This window comes from uncultured Roseobacter sp., from assembly GCF_947496515.1.
In the GTDB taxonomy this organism is placed as follows: Bacteria; Pseudomonadota; Alphaproteobacteria; order Rhodobacterales; family Rhodobacteraceae; genus Roseobacter.
Window position 1 is genome coordinate 49,921 of the sequence record NZ_CANMDB010000010.1, and the last position, 13,240, is coordinate 63,160.

13 protein-coding genes are annotated in these 13,240 nt (G+C 63.1%); 4 read left to right on the forward strand and 9 right to left on the reverse strand.

All coding sequences use genetic code 11. The annotated features are described in order from the left end of the window. Positions 1-527: 527 nt before the first annotated feature. From Q1A53_RS16570 to Q1A53_RS16585, 4 genes are read left to right on the forward strand one after another with little or no spacing between them, the layout of a single operon-like run. Positions 528-1,166, forward strand: a complete 639-nt coding sequence (locus Q1A53_RS16570; RefSeq protein WP_299968756.1) for a paraquat-inducible protein A — start codon at positions 528-530, stop codon at positions 1,164-1,166. After that, positions 1,124-1,777, forward strand: coding sequence for a paraquat-inducible protein A (locus Q1A53_RS16575; RefSeq protein WP_299968757.1), 654 nt, complete (start codon positions 1,124-1,126; stop codon positions 1,775-1,777). Before Q1A53_RS16570 ends, Q1A53_RS16575 begins: the two co-directional genes overlap by 43 nt. Continuing rightward, a complete protein-coding gene (locus Q1A53_RS16580; protein ID WP_299968758.1) occupies positions 1,774-3,858 on the forward strand; it encodes an MlaD family protein in 2,085 nt (694 codons plus the stop codon). The genes Q1A53_RS16575 and Q1A53_RS16580 overlap by 4 nt, the downstream gene beginning before the upstream one ends. Before the next feature lie 3 nt (positions 3,859-3,861). Continuing rightward, positions 3,862-4,428, forward strand: coding sequence for an ABC-type transport auxiliary lipoprotein family protein (locus Q1A53_RS16585; protein WP_299968759.1), 567 nt, complete (start codon positions 3,862-3,864; stop codon positions 4,426-4,428). Here the strand turns inward: Q1A53_RS16585 and Q1A53_RS16590 are convergent. The 9 genes from Q1A53_RS16590 to Q1A53_RS16630 all read right to left on the reverse strand — a co-directional run bounded on the left by Q1A53_RS16590 (position 4,425) and on the right by Q1A53_RS16630 (position 13,240). Next, positions 4,425-4,613, reverse strand: coding sequence for a hypothetical protein (locus tag Q1A53_RS16590; RefSeq protein ID WP_299968760.1), 189 nt, complete (start codon positions 4,611-4,613; stop codon positions 4,425-4,427). The genes Q1A53_RS16585 and Q1A53_RS16590 overlap by 4 nt on opposite strands. A gap of 98 nt (positions 4,614-4,711) precedes the next feature. After that, a complete protein-coding gene (locus Q1A53_RS16595) occupies positions 4,712-5,674 on the reverse strand; it encodes an oligopeptide/dipeptide ABC transporter ATP-binding protein (RefSeq protein WP_299968761.1) in 963 nt (320 codons plus the stop codon). Beyond that, the gene (locus Q1A53_RS16600; RefSeq protein ID WP_299968762.1) at positions 5,674-6,651 is read right to left on the reverse strand and encodes an ABC transporter ATP-binding protein; all 978 of its coding nucleotides are present in this window, start codon (positions 6,649-6,651) and stop codon (positions 5,674-5,676) included. Before Q1A53_RS16600 ends, Q1A53_RS16595 begins: the two co-directional genes overlap by 1 nt. After that, entirely contained in the window at positions 6,648-6,989 is a 342-nt protein-coding gene (locus tag Q1A53_RS16605) for a hypothetical protein (protein WP_299968763.1), read from the reverse strand. Before Q1A53_RS16605 ends, Q1A53_RS16600 begins: the two co-directional genes overlap by 4 nt. Next, a complete protein-coding gene (locus tag Q1A53_RS16610) occupies positions 6,986-7,930 on the reverse strand; it encodes an ABC transporter permease (protein ID WP_299968764.1) in 945 nt (314 codons plus the stop codon). Before Q1A53_RS16610 ends, Q1A53_RS16605 begins: the two co-directional genes overlap by 4 nt. After that, positions 7,930-8,910, reverse strand: coding sequence for an ABC transporter permease (locus Q1A53_RS16615; RefSeq protein ID WP_299968765.1), 981 nt, complete (start codon positions 8,908-8,910; stop codon positions 7,930-7,932). The genes Q1A53_RS16610 and Q1A53_RS16615 overlap by 1 nt, the downstream gene beginning before the upstream one ends. Continuing rightward, the gene (locus Q1A53_RS16620) at positions 8,911-10,470 is read right to left on the reverse strand and encodes an ABC transporter substrate-binding protein (RefSeq protein ID WP_299968766.1); all 1,560 of its coding nucleotides are present in this window, start codon (positions 10,468-10,470) and stop codon (positions 8,911-8,913) included. It abuts the gene before it with no gap. 88 nt (positions 10,471-10,558) lie between these two features. Continuing rightward, positions 10,559-12,139 (reverse strand): ABC transporter substrate-binding protein, encoded by a 1,581-nt coding sequence (locus Q1A53_RS16625; protein WP_299968767.1) that lies wholly within the window; start codon positions 12,137-12,139, stop codon positions 10,559-10,561. Between the two features lie 129 nt (positions 12,140-12,268). Continuing rightward, positions 12,269-13,240 carry a C45 family peptidase gene (locus Q1A53_RS16630; protein ID WP_299968768.1) on the reverse strand — a complete coding sequence of 324 codons (972 nt, stop codon included), beginning with the start codon at positions 13,238-13,240 and terminating at the stop codon, positions 12,269-12,271.

A 13,240-nucleotide genomic window follows, 5' to 3' on the forward strand; every position in this document is an offset into this window, starting at 1 on the left:
GCTGTAAAGAATTATTAACCCAACAGCCCGGATTTTTATTTCTGCGCCACCAGCCAAGCCAGACCGGTGCACGCCTATCTAACTGATTATATTGTATATAAATCAAGCTCTATTCCAGATACCGTTCACGCGTTGTCGATCCTCAAGCGGACATCACAACGCCATCACGACAATTTGAGAAACCGGAACTGACCATCCATCGCGTATTTTGACCTGCTACATGAAGAGCGGGCGGGAATTCGCGCATGTGTTCGCATGAGAATAACCGAACTGCGCGAGCGGGCAAACTGGGTGGCTTTCGCCCCGGGAAGACCGTCAACGGGCGCTGACATCAGGCACGTCACATCAGAATACCTGTCATGCCGTGTCGCCCGAAGCCCGCCCGTTTCCGAATGCTTCTGGTTCAAGCACGCGGCACTCACGCCAGTGCCGTGTTGGTGGCCGCTCACTGCACCCGGGACCATGATCAGAGGCAGATGCCCGCCACCCCCATGTGCGGCAGCACAGAGCCGGTGTAGGGTGCCCTCATGAACGCTGAACCTGCACCGATTCCCCGGGACGACCTGATCGTCTGCCCCCATTGCGATGCGGTCTACGCGCTGAGCAAACCCGCCAGCGGGCAGCGCGCGGTCTGCCAACGGTGCCACACGGTGCTGATCATGCCCCGGCGCAAGGCGGGCCTGCAGATCATCGCGCTGTCGGTGGCCATCGTGATCCTGATCACCGCGGCCACTGTCTTTCCCTTCCTGTCGATCGCTGTCGCGGGCGCGCGCAACTCCGTCTCCGTACTGGATGCGGCCCTTGCCTTCAGCGACGGGCCGATGATCGTGCTGTCGCTGGCCACCGCGGCGCTGATCATCTTTGTGCCACTGGCGCGGGTGCTGCTGTCGCTCTACGTGCTGGTGCCCATCGTGCGCGACCGCCCGCCCGCGCGTCACGCGGCCCGCGCCTTTCGCCTTGCCGAGGGGCTGCGGCCCTGGTCCATGGCCGAAATCTTTGCCATTGGCTGCGCTGTGGCGCTGATCAAGGTCAGCGATCTGGCGGATGTGACATTCGGGCCCGCCTTCTGGATGTTTGTCATGCTGGTTGTGCTTTTGGTGATACAGGATAATTATCTGTGTAAATGGTCGGTATGGAACGCGCTGAACAAACCCCGCAAATCCTGAATGCCGCCGATCTGGGTGTAACCGCCTGCACCCGATGCCATCAGGTCTGGCCGGAGGGGACCCCCAAATGTACGCGCTGCGGCCAGCCGATCATGCGGCGCGACCACAAGAGCCTGCAACGGGTCTGGGCGCTGTGGCTGGTGGGGCTGATGTGCTACATCCCCGCCAACCTCTACCCGATGCTGAGCACACGCACGCTCTTCTACGTTCAGGAAGACACCATCGTCGGCGGCGCCATCGAGCTTTATGAATACGGCAGCCCGGGCGTGGCACTGATCATCCTGCTGGCCAGCGTCGCGATCCCCGTGGGGAAATTCATCGCGATTGCCTTTCTGGCCCTGTCGGTCACGCGCCCGTCCGCGGTCTCAAAAGGCCAACGGCAGCTGCTCTACGAGGTGGTCGAATACATCGGGCGCTGGTCGATGATCGACATATTTGTGGTTGCGATCCTGTCCTCGCTCGTGCAACTCAAGGTACTGGTGTCGATAAACCCCGGGGTTGCCAGTATATTTTTTGCGTTGTCGGTGATCTTTACCATGCTCTCGGCACAGGCATTTGACAGCCGCATGATCTGGGACGCGCAGCAGGACAAAGGACCAAGCCGTCAATGAGTGATGCGCCCGCCCCAGTGCCCATAGAGCCCGCGCGCAAAGGCCTGTTCGAGCGTGCTTCCATGGTCTGGATGATCCCTCTCATTGCGCTGGTCATCGCCTTGCTGGTCGCATGGCAATCCTACGCAAGCCGCGGGCCGCTGATCTCGGTTCAGTTCGAGAATGGCTCCGGCATCGTCGCCGGTCAGACGGAGCTGCGTTTTCGCGATGTCACCGTCGGCGTGGTCGAGGAACTGAGCTTTGCCGAGGGTCTGGAAGGTGTCCAGGCCATCATCCGCCTTGATACCGAAATGGCGCCCTACGTCGACAATGCCGCCATATTCTGGGTCGTGCGGCCAGAGGTCAGCGTGCAGGGCGTCTCGGGGCTGGATACGGTGCTGAGCGGGATTTTCATTGAAGGGTCCTGGGATAATGACCCGGGCCCGCCCCGCGACAGTTTCCGCGGACTGGAGACCGCCCCCCTCTTTCGCAATGGCGAGGGCGGGTTGCAACTGGCGTTGCGCAGCACGCCGGGCGGGTCAATGACCGACAACGCGCCGATCCTGTTTCGCGGGATCGAGGTCGGGCGCGTCGGCCCTGCGCGGATCTCGCGCTCAGGCACCTATGCCATCGCCGAAGCGATCATCTATGAACCCCATGGCAAACTGATCACGCGGTCGACCCGGTTCTGGGACACCTCGGGTTTCAGCGTCTCGCTGGGCCCATCGGGGGCGGAGGTGGATTTCTCCTCCATCGCGACCCTGATCGGGGGAGGGCTGTCCTTTGACACCTTTGTCTCCGGCGGCGCGGCCGTAACGGACGGGACTGTCTTTCAGGTCTTTGCGGATCAGACCACGGCACGCAACAGTGTGTTCAATGCCTCAGAAACCGACCTGTTGGAACTGCGGATGATTTTTGAGGAGAACGTCTCGGGTCTGAGCATCGGCGCCCCGGTGGAATGGAGCGGGCTGCGCATCGGCTCGGTGGAAAGCCTGTCGGGGATCGTCGATCCCGACACCTTCGGCGACAATCAGGTGCGGCTCGATGTTGTGATCGCAATCCAGCCCGCGCGGCTGGGGCTGCAGGAGGTCATGACGCCGGAACGCGCACTGAGCTTTCTGCGCGACCGGGTGGGTGAGGGGCTGCGCGCAAGGCTGGCGTCGGCCAGCCTGCTGACCGGTGGGCTCAAGGTCGAACTGGTCGAGATCGAAGACGCAGAGCCCGGGGAAATCATCGTCGCCACCGACGCCATTGCCATCATGCCCACCACCGCCAGCAGCGTGTCGGATGCCGCCGCGACGGTCGAGGGTGTCTTCAGCCGCATCAACAGCCTGCCGATCGAGGAGCTGCTCAACAGCGCCATCGGCTTCATGCAGAACGCCCAGGCGCTCCTGACCAGCGAGGCCGTCCGCGCGGCACCGCTGGAGGTACAGGCCCTGGTCGCCGATCTGCGGGGCATTGTCGCCTCGGACGAGGTGCAGAACATCCCCGTTTCGGTCAACGCGGCCCTCGCCCGGATCGAAGGTATTCTGGCCCAGATCGAACAAGGCCAGGCGGTGGAACGGATCATCGGCGCCATCGACGCGGCCACGCAGGCCGCGGGATCCGTGGGTGCTTCGGTGTCCGGCGTGCCGGAACTGATCGACAATCTCAGCGCCGTGGCCGCCAAGGCCGAAGCGATGCCGCTGGAAGAGTTGACCCTGCAGCTGACCGAGCTGCTGGGCTCCGCTGACGCGATCCTTGGCACCCCCGCGGCTCAGGATCTGCCCGCCTCGCTCGGTGCTGCCCTGCGGGAGCTGAACCTCACCCTGAGCGAGCTGCGCGAGGGGGGCGCCGTGGGCAATGTGAACGCGGCACTGGCCTCGGCCCGCGAAGCCGCGGACGCAGTCGCTCTTTCCAGCCAGGATCTGCCCGCATTGGTCGAGCGGATCACGCTGGTGGTCGATCAGGCCAGCCGCACCATCGAGGGCTATAACAAGGGCGACGTGATCAGCCGGGACGCTCAGGCGGCGCTCCGGGACATATCACAGGCCGCTGACGCGCTGACCTCTCTGTTGCGGCTTCTGGAACGCAACCCAAGCGCATTGATCAGGGGACGATAGAGCATGACACTTCTCAGGCAGGTATGGGCACCGCTGGTTCTGGCCAGCTTGCTGGGGTGCACCGCAGCACCGGACCGCTACGTGGTGCCGACCCCTGCGGCCACAGACCGCCAGAGCATCGCCTTTCGCACCGTGGAGATCCGCGAAGTCTCGCTCCCCGCCTATGCCGCCTCGGATGAGATCTCGCTGCAAGATGAGGGGGGGCGGCTCGCCACGGTTGGTGACGGTCTCTGGGCGGATACGCCGGAGCGCGCTGTCTCGCTGGCGCTGGCCCGGCATCTGGCAGAACTGAGCGGGCGGACCGTCGCCTCGGCTCCCTGGCCCTTGGAGAGCTTTCCCGACGCAAGGCTCGATGTCCGGTTTGAGACACTGACCGCCGAAGAAACCGGCACTTTCCGCGCTCGGGGGCAGTATTTCGTCGCCGTCGGTGACGGACGCCGCGAACGCGCGGGCCTCTTTGATCTGGCCGTTCCCTTCGATCCCGCGGGCGGCGCAGGGGCCATCGCCACGGCCCGGGGGCAGATCATCCTCGATCTGGCGCGGGATCTGGCCGCCCGTGCCCTGCGCTAGGCGACCGTCGAACAGGTGACCCTGACAGGCGCGCCCATCGGCTGAGTGTGCTTGATGACGGATCGTTCGAGGTTCACGCGGATCGTGGTGTCATCGGGCTTTGCGGGTATCTGATCAACCCCGGCCTGCCCGCTCAACACGCGCCTGACGCCACGGCCGAGGATGGGTCGGACCGTTTCGGCCATGCGCAGAAGCAGTGGGAGACCTGCACAAGACGCCGGGTCTCTAAGGCTGACGCGCCGCCTGACGGGCTCGCCCCTCGCACCCTTTTGATCGCCGCGCGCTATTCCGCCATGTGGCACGCCACGCGCGCGCCTCGGATATCCCGCATCTCGGGCCGTTCCGCGCTGCAGATCTCCGCCGCCAACGGGCAGCGCGGGTGATAGGCGCAGCCCTTGGGCGGATTGATCGGGTCAGGGATTTCACCCGTGGGAGGCGACACATCCCGGCCAAAGGCATCGAGCTTGGGCGCAGCCGCCAGCAGCATCTGGGTATAGGGATGCTTGGGATCGTCAAAGAGCTGATCCGGGCTGGCCTCTTCCACCAGCCTGCCCAGATAGAGCACCCCGATCCGGTCCGCCATATGCTGCACCACGGTCAGATCGTGGCTGATAAAAAGATACGTCAGCCCGAACTCATCCTTCAGATCGCTCATCAAGTTCAGTACCTGCGCTTGCACCGAGACATCGAGGGCGCTCGTCGGCTCGTCGCAGACAATCAGCTTGGGCTCGGACGCCAGAGCCCGCGCGATGCAGATCCGCTGCCGTTGACCGCCGGAGAACTCATGCGGAAACTTGCCCGCATCACGCGCCGACAGCCCCACCTGCTCCAGCAGCCGCTCTGCCATGCCAGCGGTGTCACCGCCGCGCGCGGCCACCGGCTCCACGATGATGTCGCGGACCTTCCAGCGCGGGTTGAGGGAGGCATAAGGATCCTGAAAGATCATCTGAATATCGCGCCGCACCGCGTCGATCTTGGCCGCATCGCGTTCCCGCGCCAGATCCGTACCGCGGATCTCCACCGCGCCGGAGGTAGGCCCCTGAAGCCCCACCAGCATCTTGCCAATGGTGGATTTGCCCGACCCGCTCTCGCCCACCAGCGCATAGACCGAACGCTCGGCAATCTCGAAACTGACGTCCGAAACAGCGGTCAGATAAGCCTTGTCGCGCCGCTCCACCACCCGGTTGAGCCAGGGTTTCGATACGTCGAAGACACGCGTCAGATTGCGAATATCAACGAGCGCCATCAGGCCACGCCTTCCTGCACGAGGGGGAAAAGACAGGCCGCCCGGGCGCTGCCCGTGTCTATCCTGGGCCCGGGATCAGCGCGACACGCATCCACGGCGTGCGGACAGCGGGGATGAAAGGCGCACCCGTCCGGCAACGCATCGAGCCGCGGCATCGCCCCGGGGATCTGATGCAGCCGTGCCTTGCCCTTCGAGGCAAGTGGTGTCGAGCCCATGAGCCCGTGGGTGTAAGGATGGTGCGGCGTGGTCAGCACCTCGCGCACCGGGCCAAGCTCCGCTAACTGACCCGCATACATCACCGCCACCCGGTCCGCCGCTTCGGCGATCACGCCCATGTCGTGGGTGATCAGCATCACCGCCGTGCCACGCTCGCGGCAGAGCCGTTTCAGCAGCGCGATGATCTGCGCCTGCACTGAGACATCCAGCGCCGTGGTGGGCTCATCGGCGATGATCAGGCTCGGCTCGGCACAGAGCGCCAGGGCAATCACCACCCGCTGCCGCATCCCGCCCGAGAACTCATGCGGGTAGCTGTTCACCCGCTCCGCCGCGCCGGGAATGCCCACTTCCTCCAGCGCTGCGATGGCGCGCCGCTGCGCGTCCGCCTGGCCGATGCCCAGATGCGCCTGCATCGTCTCGGTCAGCTGATCGCCGATGCGCAAAAGCGGGTTGAGCGAGGTCAGCGGGTCCTGAAAAACCATCCCGATTTCCTTGCCCCGAAGCCTGCGCATCGCATCGCCTTTGAGCTGATCGATCCGGGTCCCGTTCACGTGGATCTCTCCGCGCGCCACATGCGCAGGCGGGCTGAGAAGCCCGATGACCGCATTGCCCGCCATCGACTTGCCCGCCCCGGATTCCCCCACTACGCCGAGGATCTCTCCCGCTTCGATGTCATAGGAAACACCGCTCACAGGCCGCAGGATACCGTGCCGCGTGGGGATCTCGACCGTCAGGTCGCGGATGGAAAGGACAGGCTTCAATTGAACAGCTCCGTCGCTTCAGCCGCAAGGCACTCCGCATAGTCACCTGCATCCTCGTAGGCTTCAGCCGCAGCTATCGCAAAGCCCTGATACTCACTCACATATTGATTCAGTTCAAAAATGTATTGGTCCACTTCATCAATGTAGCTCTGCAACTCCCAGTCGTCACAACTGTGCCTGCCGGAGTAGCTGTATTCAGATAGGCAGTAAGGTATATTCGGGGCACCGCTATATGGCTCGGTTGGCGGACTTTCATAGAATGATGGGCCAAAGCAAAGTGCGAACCCCTGCGCTGTCCATAGAAAGAAGACTATAAACGGAGTGAAAGCGCGCATCATCGCAACCTCGGGTTCAACGCATCGCGGAGCCAGTCACCCAGCAGGTTGACGCTAAGTGCCAGCGCCAGCAGCGTCACCGCGGGGAAGAGCAAAATCCACCATTCCCCGGAAAACAGAAACCCCTGCCCGATGCGGATCAGCGTCCCGAGGCTGGGCTGTGTCGGGGGCGCGCCGACGCCCAGAAAGCTCAACGTGGCCTCCGCGATAATCGCCAGCGCCAGCGAAATCGTCGCGATCACCAGCACCGGCGACAGCACATTGGGCAGGATGTGCCGCAGCATGATCGCCGCCTTGGTGCGCCCGATCAGCCGCGCGGCCTGCACGTATTCCTTGTTCTTCTCCACCAGCGTGGCCCCGCGCACAACGCGCGCAAACTGAACCCAGTCGCTCAGCCCGATCGCCAGAATCAGCACCCAGATCGCCATCTGATCGCGGTACTCCACCGGTGTGACGCCCTTGGCGATGCCAAAGATCAGCATCGCCACGAGGATGGCCGGAAAGGTCAGCTGCACATCCGCCACGCGCATGATGATCGTCTCGGTCCAGCCGCCCAGATAGCCTGCGATCAGCCCCAGCGTGACCCCCAGCACCATCGCAAAAAGCACCGCCGCCGCCCCTACGAATAACGAAATCCGCATGCCGTAGAGGATGGTCGAGAACACGTCCCGCCCCTGATCATCGGTGCCCAGCCAGAAGGTATCACCCGTGAAGGCATTGGGCTCCATCGGTTTGGAAAACCCGTTCATCAGGTTGAGCGAGCCCGGATCAAACGGGTTGTAAGGCGCGATCAGCGGCGCGAAAACAGCGCTCAGCACCATCAACAAAACCACCGTGGCCGAGACGACAGCCACGGGAGACGTGCGGAACTTATAGGCGAAATCGCTGTCAAATGCGCGGCGCAGACGCGACGGCTCGACCGGGGAAGGGGAAATCTCAGCCATCAGTGCGCCGCCGTTTTATCCGCCCGCAGCCGCGGGTCGATTGCGAAATAGAGCAGATCCACAATGAGGTTGATGCCCACGAACATCACAGAGATCAGCATCAGATACGCGGCCATGACGGGGATATCCACGAACTGGATCGCGTTGATGAAGAGCAGGCCGACACCCGGCCACTGAAACACCGTCTCCGTGATGATGGCGAAGGCGATGATCGACCCCAGCTGCAACCCCGTCACCGTGATCACGGGCACCAATGTGTTCTTGAGCGCATGGCGGAAGTTGACGGCGCGTTCGCGCAGGCCCCGGGCGCGGGCAAAGCGGATATAATCCTGCCGTAGCACCTCCAGCATCTCGGAGCGCACCAGCCGCATGATCAGCGTCATCTGATAGAGCCCCAGGGTGATCGACGGCAGGATGAGCGCCTTGAGCCCGCTTTCCGTCAGAAACCCGGTCGTCCAGCCGCCAATGCGCACCGTCTCGCCCCGTCCGAAACTGGGCAGCCATCCCAGCTCCACCGAGAACAGGTAGATGAGCAGGATCCCGATGAGGAAGGTCGGCAGGGACACCCCGATCAGCGACAGCGACATGATCGCGTTGGCGGCAAACCCGTCCCGCCTGATGGCCGTGAAGACGCCGAGGGCTATGCCGATCCCGATGGCTAGCACCCCCGAAACCGCAGCCAGTTCCAGCGTGGCGGGCGCACGCTCCATCAGGATATCGCTGACCGGCCGCCCCTGGCGGTAGCTGACACCGAAATTGCCCTGAACGGCGCCTTGCAGGAACTTCACGTATTGTACCACGAACGGCTGATCGAGGCCAAGCTGCCCGCGCAGCCGGTCGATGTCTTCCTGCGTGCGCTCCTGCCCCAGCATGTTGTCGATGGGATCACCGACGAAGCGGAACATGGAAAAGGCGACCGCCCCCACCACCAGCAGGACCAGCAGCGACTGCAGCACCCGGCGGATGACGAAAGCCAGCATCTAGTTGACCGTCACCCACCGCAGGACAAAGAAGTTGTCCGGTCGTTGCGTCAGCTCGATATTGGCGCGGGCGCCCCAGACCAGCGGTTGGACGTAAAGCGGCACATAGGCCACTTCCTTTTGCAGGATGGCCGCGTTCTCATCGAGCATCGCTTGCCGTGCGGCGTCGTCAATCTCCGACTGAATCTGCGGCAGCAGCGTGTCGACGCGATCGTTGGAATAGCCCCCGAAGTTCCAGGAGCCGAGCTTGGCCGCCTCGTCCGGTGTGGCGGCAAGAAAACGAATGGGGTGTTCCGCATCAAAGGTCCCCGGGGACCAGCCCAGCAAGTACATATCGTAGTTGTCGGCGCGCAGCTCAGGCCAGTAGTTCTGTACCGGCATCGCATCCAGCGTGGCCTGCAGACCCACCTGCGCCAGCATTCCCGTGATCGCCTGACAGACGGATTCGTCGTTCAGGTAGCGGTCGTTCGGGCACTTGAGGCCAAAGGAAAACCCGTCCGGATAGCCCGCCTCGGCCAGCAGCGCGCGGGCGCGGTCGGGGTCATAGACAGGCCGCTCGGCAAGCCCGGCGCTATAGCCCCGCATCGCGGGGCTGACCAACTGGCTCGCCGGTTCCGCATTGCCCCGCATGATCGTCTGCAGGATGGCGGGCACGTTGACAGCATGGGCCACCGCCTGCCGCACGCGCGCGTCGGCAAAGGGGTTTCCTTCCGTCTCGGCGGAGTATTTCAGCGCCTCTGCCTCATGGGGAAAGCCCAGCATGATCACGCGCGCTTCTATCCCCTGGATGACTTTCACGCCCTCATTCGCGGCCAGCCGGGCGGCATCCTGGATGGGCACCGGGTTGATGAAATCCACGTCGCCCGACAGCAAGGCTGCGACCGCGGTGGCCGGGTTCTGAATGGGCGTCAACTCTGCCCGGGTGATATTGTGTTCCGCCTCCCCCCACCAACCGTCAAAAGGCTCCAGCACCGTGCGCAGCCCGGGCTCCCGCGCGGTAACGCGGAACGGGCCGGTGCCATTGGTGTTGAGCGTGGCGTGGTTGCCGTTCTCGGGATCGGGCCGGGTGGCGGCATTGGCCTCGGCCCAGCCCGCATCCATCATCATCCAGTTGGCGATGCTGTCGGGAAAGATCGGGTTGGGCGCCGTGGTCATGATATCGACCGTGTAATCATCCACGACGACCACATCAGACACCGGCGCAAACCAGCTGCTGGTATCTGCCGCGTCCGAGGACGCGCGCTCATAGGAAAAGAGTACATCCGCCGCGTCAAAACGGCTGCCATCGTGGAACGTCACGCCCTGCCGCAGGGTGAACCGCCAGCCCTCGCCCGCGCCAATCGGCTCCCACGCCGTGGCCAGGGCAGGTTCGATGGACATATCCTTGCCCCGCCGCACGAGCCCTTCGTAAACATTGCCCAGAAAGCCCAGAACGGGCGAAGAGTTCACCGCATGCGGATCCATGGTCTGCGGATCGGTCGTTTCGGCCCAGCGGAATTCTTCGGCAACGACCGAGCCGCTCAGCAGAACGGCGGCAGTGACGGACAGAAAACGAAACATGCAGGATCCTTTCACAATGGCGGAATGCGCGGCCCCATGGGCCACGCATAAGCTGTCAGTCGGGCAGGCATGAGCCTACCCCATCGGATCAGTTGATCTCGAAGTATTTGACCTTGGGCTGATCCTCTGGATCCACCTCGATCCCGACACGCTCGGCCATGCCCCAGTTCAGCACCTGGTGGTGCACGGGGATGTAGAGCTGCTCGTCCTGTACCACCTTCCAGATGTCGGCGATGGCCTGATCGCGCGCTTCCAGATCGGTGTTGGAGGCAAGCGACTTGATCTTGGCGTCCAGATCGTCGTTATCGAACCCGGTGCCGTTCCACGTGCCGATATCGCTTTCCCGACCGTGAACGAGGAAGTTGAAGATATACTCGGAATCGTAAGTCGGCACACCCCAGCCCAGCATGTAGAAGTCGGTCTTGCCATCGGTGATCAGCGGGAAGTGCTGCGCCTTGGGTTTGGCATCGAGGTTTACGGTCACCCCGATCTGCGCGAGCATCCCTACGGCGGCCTGACAGATCGCCTCATCGTTGATGTAGCGGTCGTTCGGGCAGTCGAGCCGGATCGAAAAGCCGTCTTCATAGCCCGCCTCGGCCATGAGCGCCTTGGCCTTGTCGAGATCAGTGGCGGAGGACGCATCCATTTCCTCGGTCCAGCCGTTCACGAAAGGCGGCGCGATCATGCCAGCTGGTTCAGACTGACCGCGCATCACCACCTGCTGGATCGCATCGCGGTTGATCGCCAAGGACATCGCCTGCCGAACGCGCACATCGCCCAGCGGGTTCTTGCCATCGACATTGTCGGCCTCGATATCCTCGGCGCCCTGGTTCATCCCGAAAAAGATCACCCGGTTCTGAGGCGCCTGCTTGACCACCAGACCGTCGGCGTTGTTGACCCGCTCAAGGTCCTGCACCGGCATGTCCTGCAGAAAATCAATCTCACCCGACAGCATCGCGGCCACACGGGTCGCGGCGTTCTGGATGGGCGTATAGACGATCTCGGTCACGTCCAGCGGGAATTGGTCGATGCCCCAGTAGTTCTCGTTCAGGGTCATTACCGTGCGCACGTCCTGCTCGCGGCTCTGCACGATGTAGGGGCCGGTGCCGTTGGTGTTGGTGGTGGCAAAGGTCAGCTCGCCACCCTCGAAATCCTGCACGGCGACCGTGTCATTAGCCTCGGTCCAGTCCTTGTCCATGATGAAAAGGTTGGTCAGGTTCGATGGCAGGATCGGGTTCGGCCCGTCGGTGACGATCTCGATGGTGTAGTCATCCACCGCGCGCACTTCGGTGATGGAACCGATCAGCTCTTTCATGTCAGAGTTCGGCTGCTTGGCCCGCTCAAAGCTGAAGACGACGTCCTCCGCCGTGAACGCAGCGCTGTCGTGAAAGGTCACACCCTCCCGCAGGTTGAAGACCCAGACGTTGGGATCCGTCTCCGATGGTGCCCAGTCGGTGGCCAGCGCCGGCTCAAACGCGCCGGTCACGTCGCGGATGATCAGCGGCTCATAGATCTGGTGGCGGATCGTATGGGTGGGCCCTTCGTTCTGGGAATGCGGATCAAGTGTCAGCGCATCGCCCGCACGGGCCCACCGCAATGTCTCTGCACTGGCCAGAGCCGTGCTCGACAGCAGGAGTGCGACGGACAAAAATGTGGTGGTGCTTCTCATGTGTATTTTCCCCGGTTTGTTTTTATGGTCCCTGTTGTTGGAGACCGGCAAAGATTTGGCAAGCAGATATAGCGGCACCGCGGACGCACGTATTGTTTTTATTGAATAAAAAATGGACTTGCCAAAAAATTATGCAGCACCGGGCAGCAGGATGCGCCGCCCGCCTTCGGCGAATTCCTTCAGGCCCAGCGACCAGACCGTGCCGGGCCAGCGCAGCTCCATCTGCTGCTTGCGCGGACGGTAGACGGCCGTGTAGAGCGTACCGAACCCGGCGGCGAAAGCCGTGGAATAGAGCGGCGGTTTCAGGAAGGCCCCGATGAACTTTTCCTCAGGATCGCGGTGCAGCGTCAGCCGGTGCAACAGGAAGCGCTCGCGCTCCACCGTTGCGGTGAACCGCGCGTGGCTCACCCATTCAACATTTTCCTGATGGTTCGTGGCGACCGCCGCATGGGTGATCACCGTCGGACGGTCGGGCGCCATCATCGCGGTCAGATACTGGCGTTTCTTGTCCAGCACGGTGACATTATAGCTCATATGCGTGGGGATCCGCGCCAGCGCCGCCCCCGCCTGCTCCGCCGTGTCGCAGGTCTGCAGCACGTAGCGCAGAATGAGCGGCACGCCAAAGCCCTCCCCCACGACCCGTCGCCCGCCAAAGGTAAGCGAGATCGCGAGCCCTGCGTCATTGACCCCGTCCACCAGCCCAAAGAGACCATCCGACGTGCCCATGACCGACCGCCCCTGCCAGCGCGTCCGCAGCACCACACTGTCGAACGCATTGGGGTTGTAGTCATAGTTGCGCACCATCACGGGTTCGCGGCCTGTCCAGATCGCTTGGCTGCACCCCGCCAGATAGGGCGGCGGACAATAAAATGACAAAAACCGCGCCGCCAGATCACCGCCCCCCGCCAGTTCGCACATCTCCTCGTAAAGCGGCACGATCTCGGGCATGTGCTGTTTCAGCGCGCGCAGGGATTCCGCATAGGTCGGGCGGATCTCTTCGCCCTCCTTCAGCCACCAGCGTTTGTAGTCGGGCCAGTATTCGGCAAAGAGCCCGGACCATTTCGGCCCGGGCGTCTCTTCACTCACGGCGCGCCATAACAT